Here is a 17,061-nt window from a genome sequence, read left to right as displayed (position 1 = left end):
TCAGGGGCTCCGACCGGGGCCGGGTGAGAGGGGTGCCATGGCGCGCAGCGAACTGACGCGACTGACGGGCAGCTTCAACGGACCCGAATGCGACGACGACGACTGTCCGAACGTCTACCGCACGGCCAGGGGGTCGATCGCGGTCCAGGGGACCATCTCCCGCGCCTTCCAGCCGCCGGAAGGCGAAGCTCTGGTGGAGATCCCGGAAGCGGTACTCAGGGAGGCCGTACATGCTCTTGGATGGTGACGAATGGCAAAGGACGTTCGACGCGTATGAGCGTACGGCGTGGCGCTTCGAGGCCCAACCCACCTACACCATGCCCAAGGAGGCCGCGAACGTCGCTCGTTTCCTTCGAGGCGAGCCGAAGCCCGTTGACCACAACACCGGGTGGCACGAGCGCGTACACGGTTTCGTGACTTCGGGGCGGACCATCGGCCGCGTACGGGTCGTCCGCCGGCCACTGACGGACTACCAGCGGTACCAGTTCACCTGGGGAATTCCGGGAAATATCGACGCCGGGGAGGAAATCCGCATCCTGGATGTGACGCAGAAAGATTACGGACTCCCACTGTCGAGCACCGACTGGTGGATGTTCGATGAGTCACGAATCGTTCACTTGAATTTTCGACCGGACGGCACACAGATCAATCGGGAGCTGTTCACGGGCGATATCACACCGTACCTGGAGTGGCAGAACATTGCCCTGACCCACTCCGTACCGTTTACCGAGTACGTGAAAGAACCCGGGTGACATTCGAGCCCGAACAGCTGGATCAGTCCAGGCTCAACCTGGCAGAAAAGCTCCGTGAGCTACGCAGGCGAGCCGGCCTCACAGGAGATCGGCTCGCTCAGCGTTGCAGCATGTCTCAAAGCCAGATCAGTAAGTTCGAGACAGGCAAGAAGACGCCGAATCTCGTAGATGTTGAGCGCATCCTTAAAGCGCTGAATGCACCACCTGAAGTAGTCGCGGAGATGACGACCCTCGCAGGTATGGCAAATACCGAGTGGCAGGGCAAGCGCTCATCGTGGCGGCGCGGCGCGGAAAAGCGGCAGACAGAATTGGCGTCGTTGGAATCCGAGGCAAGCGAGCTTCGGTACTTCCTCCCCGCGATGATCACAGGCCTGCTTGCGACCCCAGACTTCATCCGCGCCAGCCTGACTCACACACCGGGCGATCCCTCCAAGACGATCGCCCGAAAACTGGAACGCCAGGCGATTCTCTACGACACGTCCAAGAATTTTACTTTCCTCCTCACCGAACAGGCCGCAAGGTGGGCCGTCATTCCTCCCGCAGCCATGGCCGTACAGATCGACCGCGTCATATCGCTGTCCCGTCTGCCGAACCTCCGCGTCGGCGTCATTCCGGCCGGCACAGTCACGCCCCGTGGCCCCATGAACACATTCACGATCTACGACGAACGCCTTGTCACGGTCGAAAGCTTCACGGGCCGCCTGGCCTTCCGTGATTCCCGCGATATTTCCGAACACTTGTCGATTTTCTCGCTGTTCGAAAGTCAAGCCCGGCTCGACGAAGAGGCAAGGATTCTGCTTCGGAAATGGGCCGAGGGGTATCGATGATCTTCAGTCCGGAACGGGAATAACGCTGGGCGAAACCCTTCGGCTGGTGAATCATGGACGAGTCATGAGCTGGGCAGGGCCTTCCGTCTTCGGCCACGTTCGAGTGGCCATCGTGCACGCACTTCCGGCGCTCGGATCACGGCAAGCGCTCCGGCTGGTCGAGGCGCGGCTCGGCCCTTTGAATTCCCGCCCCTCCATGGGCAGCCGCGGTCGGTCATGGCCGCGACCAAATGAGCAGGAAGGTGCAGTGATGCTGGACGGAAGTGAGCTGTACACACTCGAAATCGACGGGGCGTCGTTCGTGAAGGCGTGCGGCGGCCCCTGCACCGAGGGATGCGTGACCCTGGCCCGGATCGGAGACGATGCCTGGGCCCTCGGTGACAGCAAGCGGCCCGACAAGGAGCCGCTGCGCTTCACCACGGCCGAGCTGGACGCGGCCGGTATCGACCCGGCGCGGTTCGGGCTGTCCGCCTGACCCTCCGCCTCCGGCCGCTCCTCGCCCCCTCCCCAGGCAGGGACCGGCCGGATCCCATTCACCCCGCCCTCCCCCGAAGGGGAACGACAGTTGCACCACCATGGGTATCTGTGGACCGGCCCCAAGCAGCGGTTCGATGACGAGGCCCTGCGGCGGCCTCCCCATCCGGACCCTCCACCGGCCGACGGCAGACCGGAGCTGATCCAGCGGTACAAGGAAGTGAAGGCGGAGTTCCCACTCGTGGACCTTCCTCCGCTGGAAACGGCGTACTGGCTGATCAAGCCCGGGAAGCTGGTACGCGGCACCTGGGAGGAGGCGAAGGAAGCGGCGGAGTGGCTCGGCGAACAGCTCACCGGGCACGCGACACGATTCGCCTCCGAGTCGGACCGTGACAGCACATGGCTGGCCATACTGGTCGAATCCGCCACCGAACGGCTCGGTCGGGGCGGGGACGTGTCACACGGCTTCTACCTGGAACGTCCCTCATTCCTGTCCCTGGCTCTCGTGTGCTGCTCCCCGAACCGGACCACACCGGAACTGGAGTGCCCGTCGCGATAGGCCCCGCCCGCCGATCCCCGCCTCCTTCCGGATCTCACGCAGACGGCCGGCCAGTTCTTCGCGGGCCTTCTGGATGAGTGAGGAGGGGTGCGGGGGCCATGGAGCCCGCTTGCGTCAGATCCCGTACAGGTGGTGCGGGGTCGCTCGTTCCCAGACCGCCTCGAAGGCGGCACCGCACAGCTTCACGGCTTCCGGGTCCGTCGTGATCTCGTCCTCCACCACCGCTCCATCACCGGAGAAGTGGTGCACCCGGAGCAGGGTGCCGTCGAAGAGCCAGAAGTCATTGCCCGGCAGGGCGATACTCGTGGCCCGTCGCCGTGGCAACCACCGCACTTCCTCACCCGCCGTGACATTGGCGCGGGTGACGTAGTGCTCCCATCGGATGTAGTCCGACACGGGCTCGGAGACCACCCGGGCCCGGCGGATCGACACCCCCCGGGTCACGGTGTCCGTGATCAGCTGATCGTAGGGATGCCACCAGGACGCGCGGTCCTCCCAATCGATCCGCTCGCCCCGCTTCCACGCCTCGAACCGGTCCGTCGGGGCATAGGAGTCGCGCAGTTCCAGGTGAACGGCTGACCGCTCGCACCGGCCGAGCAGCTCAGCGAAGCTGGGCACGTTCGACGGCATCACATGCCTCCCTGATCATCGGGACCGGATCCTCACGATGGCTTCACTGTGGGGCGCCGGGCCGTTAGCGGGACCGCTCGCCTCGCGCTCCGCCCGGGTCCGGGCGCTCGGTCTCCATCCCTGCCACAAGAGTTCCTCCCCTGAACCCCGCAGCCATGGCCGCCTCCCTGGTTCAGGTGCTCGCCCGGAACCGGCTTCTCCCCGGAACGCCCCTCCTACCCGTCCGCGGCAGCGGTCGTCTGCTCCCCGAATCGCGCGCACGCTGAACTGAGCCGCCCAGCCGTCCAGCCGAAGCGACGGAGAAGCCCGGCCTTCGCGGCCGAAGCTCGTCTGGTGGGTTGGAGCTGTGTACGGGCGGAGATGAGGTCCGTGCCTCTCGTGCGGGGCGCACCGCCCAGCGCGACGGCGCGGCGTCGGACAGGGACCCCCCGATCCCGTCCGGCGCCGCGCCGTCTTCGTGCTGTTCCCCCGTCGGTCCCCCGTGCCCCCGTCGCCCCCCTTCGGTCCCCCGTTGGCGTCCCCCGTGCTCCCCCGTGTTCTTCCGGGCCCCATCCCCCGCGTCCCCCGCAGGACCCGTTTCCCCGTACCGGCCGTCGCCTCCCCCCGGAACGACGGCCGGCCCCCCGTCCGTCCGCCCGGCCACCGGGTGGCCGGGGGACGCTCGCTTCCCGCCGGCCACCGGGTGGCGGCGGGACACTCCGGGTCCGTCAGGCCACCAGCTGGCCGAAGGACTCCTCCTGGTCGCGGCCGAAGCTCAGCACCTCGTCCTCGCGCAGTCGGCGCAGCGAGCGCCAGATGCTCGACTTCACCGTGCCGACGCTGATGTCCAGGATGTCGGCGATCTCCGGGTCCGTGCGGCCCTCGTAGTAGCGCAGCACCAGCATGGTGCGCTGGAGTTCGGGCAGCCGGGCCAGTGCCTGCCAGAGCACCGCGCGCAGTTCGGTGCCGCGCATCGCGTCGGTGTCGCCCGCCGTCTCCGGCAGCTCCTCCGTCGGGTACTCGTTGAGCTTGCGCCGTCGCCAGGCGCTGATGTGCAGATTGGTCATGGTCCGGCGCAGATAGCCGCCGACCGCCGCCTTGTCGCTGATCCGCTCCCAGGCGCGGTACGTCGAGAACAGTGCGCTCTGGAGCAGGTCCTCGGCCTCGTGCCGGTCACCGGTGAGGTGATAGGCGGTGGCGTACAGGGAGGCGCGGCGCTCCTGGACATAGGCGGTGAAGGCCGCTTCGGCGCTCCCCCGGCCCGTCCCGTCCGGCCGCTCCCCCGAGACCTCCCCGTACGCCTCTCCCCCGTCAGCCACGGCGACCATGTACGGCGCCTTGTGCTGACGTCCGGCGCCGCGAACGCACCCCCGCCCGTTCACGACACCGGACTTCTCGGTGCTCCTGGTGACGTCGCTCCGCGTGACGTCGTGGAGACGCGTGACAACTGCGCTTGAGGTGGTGCTGTGCAGTGCGTTCATCGCGCCCCCCGTTCGGTTGGAGTCCCTGTGCGGTCCGTGTGACAAACAGCCTGCCGGGCCGACTTCATGGCGGTGTCCGCCGTATGTCACAGGGCTGTCACAGGGGTGCGGCGCTCGCAGCCCCGGGAGCGCCGGTCGAACTCCCACCGGGCATGGGACAGAATGACGCCGTGCCTTTCCTGTTGCTGATCGAGGACGACGACGCCATCCGCACGGCCCTCGAACTCTCCCTGTCACGCCAGGGCCACCGTGTGGTGACCGCGGCGACGGGTGAGGACGGCCTGAAACTGCTGCGTGAGCAGCGGCCCGACCTGATCGTGCTCGATGTGATGCTGCCCGGCATCGACGGCTTCGAGGTGTGCCGCCGCATCCGGCGCACCGATCAGCTGCCGATCATCCTGCTGACCGCCCGCAGCGACGACATCGACGTCGTGGTGGGGCTGGAGTCCGGCGCCGACGACTATGTCGTCAAGCCGGTGCAGGGACGGGTGCTGGACGCGCGGATCCGGGCGGTACTGCGGCGGGGCGAGCGGGAGTCGACGGACTCCGCGACGTTCGGCGCGCTGGTGATCGACCGGTCCGCGATGACCGTGACCAAGAACGGCGAGGACCTCCAGCTCACCCCGACCGAGCTGCGGCTGCTGCTGGAGCTGAGCCGCCGGCCCGGTCAGGCGCTGTCCCGGCAGCAGTTGCTGCGGCTGGTCTGGGAGCACGACTACCTGGGCGACTCCCGGCTGGTGGACGCGTGTGTGCAGCGGCTGCGGGCCAAGGTGGAGGACGTGCCGTCGTCCCCGACCCTGATCCGCACGGTCCGGGGCGTCGGTTACCGGCTGGACGTCCCTTCGTGACGGCACGGAACGACGCCCGCGCCACCTCCCGGGGTGCCGCCGGGGCGGGTGCCGGCCGCGGTACGGGCCGGGCGGCGGGAGCCCCGGGCGGCTCCGGCGACCCGGCGGACGACCTGGCCCCGGCGGGCCCGGTGGGGCGTCCGGGCGGCCGGGCCGGGCGGGGCGGACGGGGCGGTCTGCTGGCGGGCATACGGCTCTCCAGCCTGCGGCTGCGGCTGGTCGTGGTCTTCGCCCTGGTGGCACTCACCGCGGCGGTGTCCGCCTCCGGGATCGCGTACTGGCTCAACCGCGAGGCCGTGCTCCAGCGCACCCAGGACGCCTCGCTCAACGACTTCCGGCAGGAGATGCAGACCCGGGCCGCCGCCCTGCCGGTGCGGCCCGACGCGGACGAACTGCGGCGCACCGCCGAGGACATGGCCAACGGCGGCTCCGGCTACCGGGTGCTGCTGGTCGGTGAGGGGGAGCCGGGCAAGCAGACCATCGGCGCCTCGGACGCCGACCGGTTCTCCCTGCGGGACGTGCCGGCCGGGCTGCGTACCCAGGTGGACCAGGAGCGCCAGGTCGACTCCGGCAACGAATTCCCGTACCACCTCTTCTGGGTGCGCATAGAGAAGGGCGGCACGCCGTATCTGGTGGGCGGCACCCGGATCATCGGGGGCGGGCCGACCGGTTACATGCTCAAGTCGCTGGAGCAGGAGCGCCAGGACCTCAGCTCGCTCGGCTGGTCGCTGGGCGTGGCCACGCTGCTCGCGCTGCTGGGCTCCGCCCTGCTGGCGCAGGCGGCGGCGACCACCGTGCTGAAGCCGGTCCACCGGCTCGGTGAGGCGGCCCGCCGGCTGGGCGAGGGCCGGCTGGACACGCGGCTGCGGGTCTCCGGCACGGACGAACTGGCCGAGCTGTCCCGGACGTTCAACAACGCGGCGGAGAACCTCCAGAAGAAGGTCGCGGACATGAGCGCGCGGGAGGAGTCGAGCCGCCGGTTCGTCGCCGACATGTCACACGAACTGCGCACCCCGCTCACCGCGTTGACGGCTGTGACGGAGGTGCTGGAGGAGGAGGGCGAGTCGCTCGACCCGATGATCGCGCCGGCCGTGGCGCTGGTGGTCAGCGAGACCCGGCGGCTCAACACCCTGGTCGAGAACCTGATGGAGGTCACCCGGTTCGACGCCGGTACGGCCCGGCTGGTGCTGGACGACGTGGACGTGGCCGACCAGGTCACCGCCTGCATCGACGCCCGGGCCTGGCTGGACGCGGTCGAACTGGACGCCGAGCGCGGGATCATGGCCCGGCTCGATCCGCGCCGGCTCGACGTCATCCTGGCCAATCTGATCGGCAATGCCCTGAAGCACGGCGGCTCACCGGTGCGGGTGTCCATACGGACGGCCGGCGATGAGCTGCTGATCGAGGTCCGCGACCACGGGCCGGGCATCCCGGAGGACGTGCTGCCGCATGTCTTCGACCGCTTCTACAAGGCGAGCGCCTCCCGTCCGCGCAGCGAGGGTTCGGGGCTCGGTCTGTCGATCGCGATGGAGAACGCGCTGATCCACGGCGGCGACATCACGGCCGCGAACTCGCCGGACGGCGGCGGCGCGGTGTTCCGGCTGCGGCTGCCCCGGGACGCCTCCGCCATAGCGGGCGGCGACGGGGACGGGCCCGGCGCCAGCCAGCCCGACAAGCGGGACAAGCAGCGCGACAAGCACGACCGGCGCGGGAAGAAGGGCGGTACGGATGGCGGCGCGTAAGTCCCGGCCCGGACCGACCCTCGTGGCTGACGGGGCCCGGGCCGCCGGGGAGCCCCTGACCGGCCGGGCGCGGCCCCTCGCCGGCGCCCCGGCCCCGGTGGCCGACCGGCTACCCCTGGCCGCGCAGGCGTGCGCGCCCGGTCCGGCGGACACGCCGGGCACGGTTGCCGGCCGGGCCCCGGCGGCCTACCCGGCCCTCGTGGCTGACCGATCCCGGGCCGCCAGGAAGCCCCTGCCCGACCGGGCGCGGCCCCTCGCCGGCGCCCCGGCCCCGGTGGCCGACCGGGCCCTCGTGGCCGACCGGGCCCTCGTGGCCGACGGGGCCCCGGCGGCCCACCCGACCCCCGCCGACGGGGCGCGTCCGGCGGGCCGGGCGCCGGTGCCGGTCCGGGTCGTGCGGCGGCGGGTCGGGGCGGCGGCCGGGGCCGTGCTGCTGGCCGCCCTCGCCACCGGCTGCGGCATCCGTACCACCTCGGTGCCGGTCGACGCGGGCGCCGCGCCCTCCCGGGCGGCCTGCGCCCTGCCCACCGACCGGTCGGCCCGGCCGACCCCGGGCACCATCACCCTGCGGGTCCAACTGGTCTGCGCCTCCGGGCTGCGGCCGGTCGAGCGCACGGCACCCGAGCCCGCCGCGACCGGTGCCAGCCGGGTGGCCCGGGCCCAGGCGCTGCTGGCCCGGCTGCTGGCCGAGCCCACCGAGGCGGAACGGGTGGCCGGCTTCAGCACGCACCTTGAGCGGCCTCTCACCGTCACGACCGGCCGGCCCGGCGACCCGGGCGGCACCCTGCGGCTGAGCCGCCGGCCCGAGGACCTGGACCCGGCCGGGCTGGCCCAGCTGGTCTGCACCTACGCCGACCACGCGGACACCTCCGTCCGGGGCGCCGTCGTCCTCGGCGGCCCCGACACCGAGCCGCCCCGCCGCTACGCCTGCACCCCCGACCTCCGCGACCGCCCCGAGACCACCTTCCCCAGCCCCGCCGAGTGAGCCCGCCCCGCCCCGGGCGCCTCCGCACCACCCTCCGCCCGTCGCCGGCCGGCCCCACCGGGCGGTAGCCGGTCGCCCAGGGCGCTTGAGGTCGTCGGACCACACGGATCAAAAGGGATCAGAAGAGGGCAGAAGGGAGCGGACATGGCCGTCGCAGCCGACGAGGCCCGCGAGAAGCTCATGTCGCTGATCAGAAAGGTCAACGAGGACTGCGAGGCCGTAGAGATCGTCTCCGCGCACGGCAACGCGGTGTTGCTCCCGGCGGAGGAGTGCGCGGCGCTGCGCGAGGGGGCCTATCTCCTGCGTTCACCCGCGAACGCCCGCCGTCTGTTCGAGGCTTACGGGAACGCCATGCGCGGAGAGGACGTCTCTCGGCACGGGCTGGTGGATCCGGGGTGAAGGGGCCCCGGCTGAGGCATGCCCGGGGACACCGCCGGCGGCCTCTCATAGGGCACCTCCGAGAGCGATGCCCCCGGGCCGTCCTCGCGGAGCGCCGCCGCGCCCGACCGGGCCGGGGGTGGCGGGGACCCGGAGCCGGGGTGGCGTGGGTCTCGGGGCGGGGGCGGAACCGATGGTCGCGATGGCCGCGTCTAGGGGGGCGTGCAGCGTCAAGGTTCGGGCGGCAGTGCCGCCATGCGCGTCCGCGCGGCGGGGGCGGTTCTGCTCCTCGCGCATCTGGTGCTCGTGGGCTGGCTGACCCTTCGGCCGCGGTACGTGCCCTGGGTGACGGCGCCGAATCTGGAACTGCTCGCCGGGATCAAGGCGGATCTGGCGCTCGGACCGGTGGAGGCCGCCCGGCGGATCTGCGCCGGGATGGTGCTGCTGGCGCCGCTGGGGGTGCTGTTGCCGGTGGCGGGCGGGCGGCTGGACGTGTCGCCCTGGGGCTCCCTGACCCGTACCGTCGCGGCGGGCGCCTTCGTCTCGGTCGGCATCGAACTCTTCCAGACCGCCGTGCCCGGCCGGGTGGTCGACGTGGACGCGCTGCTGCTGAACACGGCCGGGGTGGCCCTGGCCCATCTGCTGGTGGTGCCGGCGCTCCGGGCGCGGCTGCGGCGGTGGAGCGCCCTCCGGGCGGGTGCCGGGGACGGCACGGCGCGCGGCGGGGGCCGGCCCTCCTACGGCTCCGCGGACCGGCCCTCCTACGGCTCCGCCCAGGGTCCCACCCGTGGCTCCGCCTATGGGATGACCTCCGGCCGGGGCGGGGCCCTGCGACGGGACGACCCGGCTCAGGGGCCGACCCCGACGATTCCCAGGGTCGGTATCGCCCCGTAGTCCGACGCTTTGTCCGGCCGTCCGGGGGCACGATGGAAGCACATCGGGAGCCCGCCCAGGAGTGGTTCCCACGTCGCTCGCGAAGGAGCCCACCATGGCCGCACTGGTCCGCCCCCGAGATGGACGCATGATCGGCGGAGTGTGCGCGGGGCTGGCCCGGCGCTTCGGGACTTCCGCGATGACGATGCGAGTGATCTTCCTGGTCTCCTGCCTGCTGCCGGGACCGCAGTTCCTGCTCTACCTGGCGCTCTGGATCTTCCTGCCGGCCGAGCGGAAGTCCAGCACCGCCTGGTAGGCGGTCCACGCAAGGAGCGGCGGGGCGGTGTCCGAACGGACGCCGCCCCGCCGTTTGTCTGCCGGAGCCGGGAGACCTGGTCGGTCACGGCCCCGGCGTACGGGTCAGCCGAGGCCGGCCGCCGGGAGGCTGCCGCCGACGGGGAGCCCGCCGAGCAGACCGGTGACGGCCGACGGGGCGACGGGCAGTCCGCCGTCCTCGGTGACGGTGCCGAGGAGCTTGGTGACGTTCTCCAGCGGCAGCGACTTGGCCGCACCGGTCAGGTTGGAGACCGTGTCCAGCGGGGTGCCGATGGGGAGGGGCCCGGCCGCTGCGGCACTGCCGGCGGCGGAGGCGGCGAACGCGGCACCGAGCACGGCGACACCGAGGGCCCTGGCGGACTGCTTCATCGAAAATGTCCTTGGTGAATTCCGGGGAACATGAGGATTCCGCAACCTAGTCAGCCGCCCCCGGGCGCCGCAAACACCCCGGGAGTCCGGGTCTTTGCGGCGCCCGGCCCCGCACCACCGGCGAACGATCAGCCCCGCGAGGATACGGACCCGCTGGTGGGAGCCGTTTCGGTGAACAGCCATTCGGACTTCAGCGCGGCGTAACCGGGCTTGATCACATCATTGATCAGGGCGAGGCGTTCATTGAAAGGGATGAACGCCGACTTCATCGCATTGACGGTGAACCATGCGATGTCGTCGAGCGTGTAACCGAATGCCTCGGTCAGCCGCTCGAATTCCCGGCTCACGCTGGTGCCCGACATCAAGCGGTTGTCGGTGTTGACGGTGACCCGGAACCGCAGCCGGCGCAGCAGGTCGACGGGGTGCTCGGCGTACGAGGCGGCGGCGCCGGTCTGGAGGTTGGAGGTCGGGCAGAGCTCCAGTGGGACGCGCTTGTCGCGGACGTACGAGGCCAGCCGGCCCAGGGTGGCCGTACCGTCCTCGGCGACCGTGATGTCGTCCACGATCCGGACGCCGTGGCCGAGCCGGTCGGCGCCGCACCGCTGGAGCGCCTCCCAGATCGAGGGCAGCCCGAACGCCTCACCCGCGTGGATGGTGAAGTGGTTGTTCTCGTGCCGGAGGTAGTCGAAGGCGTCCAGGTGCCGGGTGGGCGGGTGCCCCGCCTCGGCGCCCGCGATGTCGAACCCGACCACGCCCGAGTCCCGGTGGCGGTTGGCGAGCTGGGCGACCTCCAGCGACCGGGCGGCGTGCCGCATGGCCGTCAGCAGGGTGCCCACCCGAATCCGGTGACCGTTCTCCCGGGCCCGCCGCTCCCCCAGCCGGAAGCCCTCGTTGACGGCCTCGACGACCTCTTCGAGCCCGAGCCCGGCCGCCAGGTGCAGCTCGGGCGCGTATCGCACCTCGGCGTAGACGACCCCGTCCTCCGCGAGGTCCTCCGCGCACTCGGCGGCGACCCGTACCAGCGCCTCGCGGGTCTGCATCACGGCGTTGGTGTGGGTGAAGGTGTCCAGATAGCGCTCCAGCGAACCGGAGTCGGAGGCCTCGCGGAACCAGTGACCGAGCTTGTCCGCCTCGGTCTCGGGCAGGCCCTGATACCCGGTCTCCCCGGCGAGTTCGATGAGCGTGCCGGGGCGCGGCCCGCCGTCGAGATGGTCGTGGAGCAGCACCTTGGGGGCGCGCCGGATCTGGTCCGCGGTCGGGGGCTTCGGGGCGGTGGGAAGCTGGCTCGTCATTTCCGCACTCTAAGCCCTACGCGCGTAGAAGGCGCGGGAGTTGGCGGTTTCCGGACGCCACGACGGCGCGTCGCCGGGGGCCGTCGCCGGACCCGTCCGGGGGCGCCGCCTCCATCGCCGCGACCGCCGCCGGGGGCCGTCCCGGGGGCCGGTCGCGCGGGGCGGGCGGGCAGGGACCTTCGATACGCAACGGTGACCGCACGTACCGGTGGCGTACACGTCTCCTTCTGAGACTGTTCTGCCATGGCACACGCACTCGTAGGGACGGGCGGCGCGCGGGAACCCCGGCTGGGCCGGGCGGTGGGGACGGCGGTCCCGGCGGTGGGCGGGGTGGTGCTGCTGCTGCCGGACGGGGCGCCGGTGTCGGAGCGGCGGCCCTCGCCGCTGGCCCGGGCGGCGGTCCTCCCGCTGGCCCGCAGGCTGGCCCGGGCGGGGCGCGGGGACGGACTGGTGGCCCATGTGGTGCGCTACCGGACGCACGGCTGGAACGGCACCGACGCCCGGCTCGCGGCGGACGCCCGCTGGACGGTGTCCGAGGTGGTACGGCGGTACGGCGACGTACCGGTCTGCCTGGCCGGGCACGGCATGGGCGGCCGGGCGGCGCTGCGGGCGGCCGGGCACACGGCGGTGAGCTGCGTCCTCGCCCTGGCGCCCTGGCTGCCGGAGGACGACATGGCGGCCCAGCCGGAGCCGGTGCGGCAACTGGTCGGGCGCCAGGTGCTGATCGCGCACGGCACCAACGACGCCAGGACCGACCCGGAGCTCTCCTACCGGCTGGCCGAGCGGGTCAAGAAGGCCAACCGGGACACCTGCCGCTTCGAGGTGCACTCGGACGGCCACGCGCTGCGCCAGCACCATGACGAGGTGCTGGCGCTCGCCGCCGACTTCGTGCGGGGCGCGCTCTTCGGCCACCCCTATGCCCGGCCGGTCGCGGACGCGCTGGCCGCCCCGCCCCCGCTGGGCCTGCGGATGCCGCTGGCGGCGGGCTTCGGACGCCCGGCGCGCCGGGCCCGCCGGTAGCCGGAACCGGTAGCCCGGCGCCCGTACCGGCAGCCCGGCCTCCGCACCGACGGCACGACCGGCCGCCACGGGTGCGGGGGCTTCCGGGGCGACCGAGAATGGAGCGATGAGGGAGCCGGCGGAGCGGGCGGCGATCGTGCGCCGAGCCGTCCGGGTGACGGTGGCCGCGAGCGCCGGGTTCTATCCGCTGCGGTACGGCGCCGGGCTGCCGGTGCCCGCCCTGTACGCGTTCTTCGCGCCGATCGCCCTCGGACTGCTGGCCTCCGTCCCCGGTACCGGGCGGCAGCGGGCCCCGGTGATGCTGCGGGCGCTGCCCGCCGGGCTGGCCCTGGCGGCCCTGGGCACGGTGCTGGCGGGGCACACCTGGGCGGCGGTGGCCGGGATGCTGGCGGTCGGCTTCCCACTGGCCTTCGCGGCGGTGGGCGGGCCGCGCCCGGCGGGGGCCGCGCCCGGGCTCCAGCTCTTCTACATCCTGGCGTGTTTCCCCCCGTACGCCCCCGGGGAGCTGGTCCCCCGGCTGGCCGGGCTGGCCGTGGGCGTCCTGCTGCTGGCGGCCTGCGAGGCGCTGCTGCTGCCCGACCCGCCGGTGCCGGGGTACCGGGAGCGGCTGGCGGCGGCGCTCGGTACGGCGGCCGCGCCCGGTGCGGAGGCCGCCGGGCTGCGGGCGGCCGGGCGGGCGCTGCGGCTCTCGGAGCTGCCCCCGGCCGAGCGCCCGGCCGGGGCGGGCCGGACCGACCGGGCGCTGGCCCAGGCGGGTGGCGCGGTACGCCGGCTGCTCGACCAGCTGGCGACGCGGGCCGAGTGGGAGGCGTCAGGGCCAGGGCGCGGGGCGGCGGACGATCCCCTGTCGGCGGGGCTGCTCGGGCGGGTGGCGGAGAGCTGCGCGGCGGGCGCGGCGGCGCTGCGGACGGGGGTACGGCCGGAGCCGGACCGGGGGGCCGGGGCGCTGGAGACGGCGATGCGGGAGTTCCAGGAGCGGCGGACGCGGGGGACGCGACGGACGCGGCCTCCGCGGGCGCCCGGCGAGACGGCGCCCGGTGAGGCGACGCCTGCCGGGGCGGACTCCGCCGGGGCGGACTCCGCCGGGGCGGCGCGGCGGCGGGCGGGGGTGCTGGCGCTCGCCGAGTCGGCGCGGATCGCGGAGACGGCCGTCGGGCTCGCGGTGGACGGCCGGCGCACCACCGCGCCCGAGCCGCGCGAGCTGTTCTGGTACGCCGGTCTGTCCGCGCCCCGGCTCCGGGCGCGCCGGATCATGGGCAATCTGACGCCGCGCTCGGTGTGGTTCCAGAACGCCGTCCGGATCGCGCTGGGGCTGGCGGCGGCGCGGCTGGTGGCCGGTTCGCTGGAGCTGACGCACGGCTTCTGGGTGCTGCTCGCCGTGCTGACGCTGGGCCGTACGACGGCGGGGGCGACCTGGCGGGCGGTGCGCCAGGCCCTGGCGGGCAACCTCGTCGGGGCGGTGGCGGCGGGCGCGCTGCTGGTGGGCCTGGGGCAGCACACCGACGCGTACGCGGCGCTGCTGGCGCCGGGGATGCTGGTGGCGTTCGCGCTGGGGCCGCTGCTGGGCGTGGCGTACGCGCAGGGGCTGTTCACCCTGGTGGTGGCGACCGCCTTCGCCCAGCTGGCGCCGGCCGGCCGGCAGCTGGCCGAGGCGCGGATCCTGGACGTGGTCACAGGCAGCGCGATCGGCCTGCTCTGCGGGCTGCTGGCCTGGCCGGCCGGGGCCCGCCGGGAGGTGCGGCGCACCATGGCCGGGCTGCTCCGGTCCTGTGCCGCGCTGGTACCGGGCACGGTCGACGCCCTGCTCGCCGCACCGGCCGGCTCCCGCCCTGCCCCGCACACCCTGCCGAGCGTCCACCGGCTGCGGCTGGCGGAGGCGGCGTACGCGCAGTTCCGCAGCGAGCCGCCGACCGCGACGGAGCGGCCGGGGGACCCGGGCACCGACTGGCACGCGGTGCTGATCCTCGCCCACCAGATGCTGCTGGGGGCCGAGCGGCTGCCCCGCTTCGACACGCCCCCGGCCACCGTCCCGCCCGCCTCCGCCGCCCGGGCCCGCGCGGCCGCGACCGCCCTGGTGGCCGAGGCGGACCGGGTGGCCGAGCTGTTCACGGCGCGGGACGCTCCTGGCCGCCGTACGCCGCCGGGAGCCCCGGAGCCGGGCGCCGGCCGGGTGCCGGCGGCTCCGCGCCCGCCCGGCACCAGCGCGCCACCGGGCGCCGCGCGGGCCTCGTACGGCGGCGATACGGGCCCCGGCCCGGACCCGCCGCCGGTCCTGGTCGACCTGGAGGTCTGGCTGGCCGGTCTCGGCCGCCAGCTGGACCGCATCGCGGCCTCGGCGGACGTGGACGGCCCCGGGGGCCGGGGACGGGAGGGGCGGCCACCGGGCGTCCGGCCGGAACCGTGACGCGACCGCGCCACGCGCGGGTGGGAGAAGGAGCCGGGCGGACCCGGTGGGACGGCGACCCCGGTGCGGGCCGCCTCGCCGGCGCGCACCCCCGTACGTACGCCAGGAGGGCATCCATGACCAAGCCGCAGGCCGGACCGCCCGGGCCCGCGGGGGAACGAGGTACGGCACCTGGCCCACGCCGGCCAGGAGTGGTTCCGGGCCCGGGGGTGGCCGGCGGGTGAGCGGGAGGCCGACGAGGACATCGCGCTCGGCCGGGGCACCGGCCACGCCGGCGAGAGCGCCTTCCTGTCACATCTCTCGCGCCTCGGCGGCCACCGCCGACCCGTCCCGCGGCTCGGCAGCGGTCAGGGCGGCGACATTGGCGATCATCCGGCGGAGCACCCGGAGGGTGGTCACGTAGTCCTCGTCGCTGACGCCCTCGTGGACGCCGTCCCGCAGGCCGGTGACGAGGCTCTTGATCCGGGCCCGCGCAGCCCGGCCGGCGGCGGTGAGGCCGAGGCGGCCGTCCGGGTCCTCGGTGAGCCAGCCCCGGCGCAGCAACTGATCGAGGGCGCGCGGCACCTCGTGCGGTCCGTCGGCGACAGCGGCGAGGCCGGCCGCCACCACCTGGCGGGTCGGCGGCGGGCCGGGGGCGTCGACGCGGTTGAGGATCCACCACTGGGGCTGGGTGACGTCCTGGCGGGCCATGGCGTCGCGGAGGTGGTTGACGACGGCCCGGTGGGCGACGCCGGTCCAGTAGCCGACCGGCTGGGTGGCCAGCGCGGTGTCGGGCGCGGCCGGGTCGGCGGGAGTGAGGGTGGTCGGGGTGCGGGTCATGGTGGCTCGTCCCTTGGTCGTGGGGAGTCCTGAGGCGCCGCGCGGCGGCGCGCGGCGTCACGGACGTCGTGAGGCGTCACGGACGTCGTGAGGCGTCACGGACGTCGTGAGGCGTCACGAGGAGTCGCGAGGTGTCGCGGGGAGTCGTGAGGTGTCGCGGGGAGTCGCGGGGAGTCGTGAGGAGTCGCGAGGTGTCGCGGGGCGCCCGGACGGCGTCCCGGGGGTGGTGCGTTCACCACGCTGTCACCTCAACCGTGGTCGAGGTCAACGGAGTCGGGGCCGTACGGTTCCTCCTCCCGGGGCGGCGGGGCCGACTTGGGGAGGAGCTGGCCGCGCCGGGAGAGCAGGAACCGCTTGAAGGCGGCGACCGGCGGGGTGTCCGGGTGCCCGTCCAGCCAGGCGACCCCGATCTCGCGGGCCGCCCGGGGCGCCGTGACGGTCAGCTCCACCACGCCCGGGCGGGGCACGGCCGGCGGGGGCAGCAGGGCGACGCCCAGGCCCGCCGCCACCAGGCCCCGCAGGGTCTCGGCCTCCTCGCCCTCGAAGGCCACCCGGGGTGTGAAGCCCGCCCGGGCGCACAGGTCGTCGGTGATGCGGCGCAGCCCGTACCCCGGCTCCAGGGTCACGAACGCCTCGTCCGCCGCCTCGGCCAGCCGCACCCGCTTGCGCCGGGCCAGCCGGTGGTCGTCCGGCACCACCAGGCGCAGCCGCTGCTCGTCCAGCCGCCGGGCGACCAGGTCGGGGGCGTCCGGCACCGGGGAGGTGAGGCAGAGGTCCAGCTCACCGGCGCGGAGCCGCTCGATCATGGCCTCGCCGTAGTTCTGCACCAGGGTGAAGCGCACCCGGGGGTGGTCGGCGCGGAACGCCCGGATCAGCCCGGGTACCGTCTCCGAGCCCATGGTGTGCAGAAAGCCGAAGGCGACCCGGCCGGCCGAGGGGTCGGCGTCGGCGCGTACCGTGTCGGCGGCCTTCTCCACCTCGGCCAGCGCCCGTTCCGCCGCCGCCAGGAAGGCGCGCCCGGCGGTGGTGAGGGCGACCGTGCGGCCCCGGCGGGCGAACAGGGTGACCCCGAGGTCCCGCTCCAGCCGGACCATCGCCCGGGAGAGCGTGGACTGCGGCACCCCGAGCTCCTGGGCGGCGCGGGTCACATGCTCATGGCGGGCGACGGCGGCGAAGTGGGCGAGGCGCGGGGTGAGCAGCAGGCCCATGTCGCCCATGTCTTCTTCGTAACTGTTCAGTGACAGCCGACGCCCTGAGCTGTACTCATGCACCATGGGAACAATTTACGCCGGT

At 73.5% G+C, this 17,061-nt stretch carries 19 protein-coding genes; 13 read left to right on the top strand and 6 right to left on the bottom strand.

Annotated elements, in window-relative coordinates; translation table 11 throughout:
* The first annotated feature begins 37 nt into the window (after positions 1–37).
* The 5 genes from NX801_RS19060 to NX801_RS19040 all read left to right on the top strand — a co-directional run bounded on the left by NX801_RS19060 (position 38) and on the right by NX801_RS19040 (position 2,612).
* Positions 38–247: a hypothetical protein gene (locus tag NX801_RS19060; RefSeq protein ID WP_258788980.1), complete on the top strand. Its 210-nt coding sequence runs from the start codon at positions 38–40 to the stop codon at positions 245–247.
* Complete coding sequence (locus tag NX801_RS19055; protein ID WP_258788979.1) at positions 231–752, top strand: DUF6879 family protein; 522 nt, start codon at positions 231–233, stop codon at positions 750–752. The genes NX801_RS19060 and NX801_RS19055 overlap by 17 nt, the downstream gene beginning before the upstream one ends.
* A complete protein-coding gene (locus tag NX801_RS19050; protein WP_258788978.1) occupies positions 749–1,579 on the top strand; it encodes a helix-turn-helix domain-containing protein in 831 nt (276 codons plus the stop codon). Before NX801_RS19055 ends, NX801_RS19050 begins: the two co-directional genes overlap by 4 nt.
* A 250-nt stretch (positions 1,580–1,829) precedes the next feature.
* Positions 1,830–2,054, top strand: coding sequence for a DUF397 domain-containing protein (locus NX801_RS19045; protein ID WP_258788977.1), 225 nt, complete (start codon positions 1,830–1,832; stop codon positions 2,052–2,054).
* Between the two features lie 90 nt (positions 2,055–2,144).
* Positions 2,145–2,612 (top strand): hypothetical protein, encoded by a 468-nt coding sequence (locus NX801_RS19040; RefSeq protein WP_258788976.1) that lies wholly within the window; start codon positions 2,145–2,147, stop codon positions 2,610–2,612.
* Positions 2,613–2,726: 114 nt separating this feature from the next.
* On the opposite strand, the gene NX801_RS19035 is transcribed toward NX801_RS19040, so the two are convergent.
* Positions 2,727–3,242 carry a DUF6879 family protein gene (locus NX801_RS19035; protein WP_258788975.1) on the bottom strand — a complete coding sequence of 172 codons (516 nt, stop codon included), beginning with the start codon at positions 3,240–3,242 and terminating at the stop codon, positions 2,727–2,729.
* A 707-nt stretch (positions 3,243–3,949) separates the two neighbouring features.
* Positions 3,950–4,702, bottom strand: coding sequence for a SigE family RNA polymerase sigma factor (locus tag NX801_RS19030; protein WP_258788974.1), 753 nt, complete (start codon positions 4,700–4,702; stop codon positions 3,950–3,952).
* A 170-nt stretch (positions 4,703–4,872) separates the two neighbouring features.
* Here NX801_RS19030 and afsQ1 point away from each other — a divergent pair, with 170 nt between their 5' ends.
* From afsQ1 to NX801_RS19000, 6 genes are all read left to right on the top strand, one after another.
* A complete protein-coding gene (gene afsQ1 / locus NX801_RS19025; protein ID WP_258788973.1) occupies positions 4,873–5,550 on the top strand; it encodes a two-component system response regulator AfsQ1 in 678 nt (225 codons plus the stop codon).
* Complete coding sequence (locus tag NX801_RS19020) at positions 5,448–7,292, top strand: ATP-binding protein (protein WP_428986180.1); 1,845 nt, start codon at positions 5,448–5,450, stop codon at positions 7,290–7,292. Before afsQ1 ends, NX801_RS19020 begins: the two co-directional genes overlap by 103 nt.
* Positions 7,293–7,491: 199 nt before the next feature.
* Positions 7,492–8,277, top strand: a complete 786-nt coding sequence (locus NX801_RS19015) for a hypothetical protein (protein WP_258788972.1) — start codon at positions 7,492–7,494, stop codon at positions 8,275–8,277.
* 144 nt (positions 8,278–8,421) lie between these two features.
* Entirely contained in the window at positions 8,422–8,676 is a 255-nt protein-coding gene (locus tag NX801_RS19010) for a type II toxin-antitoxin system Phd/YefM family antitoxin (protein WP_258788970.1), read from the top strand.
* 234 nt (positions 8,677–8,910) lie between these two features.
* Positions 8,911–9,549, top strand: coding sequence for a VanZ family protein (locus NX801_RS19005; RefSeq protein WP_258788969.1), 639 nt, complete (start codon positions 8,911–8,913; stop codon positions 9,547–9,549).
* A gap of 94 nt (positions 9,550–9,643) precedes the next feature.
* Positions 9,644–9,844: a PspC domain-containing protein gene (locus NX801_RS19000; RefSeq protein WP_258788968.1), complete on the top strand. Its 201-nt coding sequence runs from the start codon at positions 9,644–9,646 to the stop codon at positions 9,842–9,844.
* A 104-nt stretch (positions 9,845–9,948) separates the two neighbouring features.
* Here the strand turns inward: NX801_RS19000 and NX801_RS18995 are convergent, their stop codons facing one another.
* Together NX801_RS18995 and NX801_RS18990 are read right to left on the bottom strand one after the other, a co-directional pair.
* Positions 9,949–10,233, bottom strand: a complete 285-nt coding sequence (locus NX801_RS18995; RefSeq protein ID WP_258788967.1) for a hypothetical protein — start codon at positions 10,231–10,233, stop codon at positions 9,949–9,951.
* Positions 10,234–10,361: 128 nt separating this feature from the next.
* Positions 10,362–11,525 (bottom strand): adenosine deaminase, encoded by a 1,164-nt coding sequence (locus NX801_RS18990; protein WP_258788966.1) that lies wholly within the window; start codon positions 11,523–11,525, stop codon positions 10,362–10,364.
* Between the two features lie 243 nt (positions 11,526–11,768).
* On the opposite strand from NX801_RS18990, the gene NX801_RS18985 reads away from it, so the two are divergent.
* A complete protein-coding gene (locus tag NX801_RS18985) occupies positions 11,769–12,545 on the top strand; it encodes an alpha/beta hydrolase (RefSeq protein ID WP_258788965.1) in 777 nt (258 codons plus the stop codon).
* A gap of 106 nt (positions 12,546–12,651) precedes the next feature.
* Complete coding sequence (locus NX801_RS18980; protein ID WP_258788964.1) at positions 12,652–14,949, top strand: FUSC family protein; 2,298 nt, start codon at positions 12,652–12,654, stop codon at positions 14,947–14,949.
* Positions 14,950–15,240: 291 nt separating this feature from the next.
* On the opposite strand, the gene NX801_RS18975 is transcribed toward NX801_RS18980, so the two are convergent.
* Positions 15,241–15,768, bottom strand: a complete 528-nt coding sequence (locus NX801_RS18975) for a MarR family transcriptional regulator (protein ID WP_258788963.1) — start codon at positions 15,766–15,768, stop codon at positions 15,241–15,243.
* Between the two features lie 248 nt (positions 15,769–16,016).
* Positions 16,017–17,042, bottom strand: coding sequence for a LysR family transcriptional regulator (locus NX801_RS18970; RefSeq protein ID WP_258788962.1), 1,026 nt, complete (start codon positions 17,040–17,042; stop codon positions 16,017–16,019).
* Positions 17,043–17,061: the final 19 nt, after the last annotated feature.

It is taken from the genome of Streptomyces pyxinae, assembly GCF_024756275.1.
In the GTDB taxonomy this organism is placed as follows: domain Bacteria; phylum Actinomycetota; class Actinomycetes; order Streptomycetales; family Streptomycetaceae; genus Streptomyces; species Streptomyces pyxinae.
This window is presented reverse-complemented; position numbering and strand designations above follow the sequence as displayed.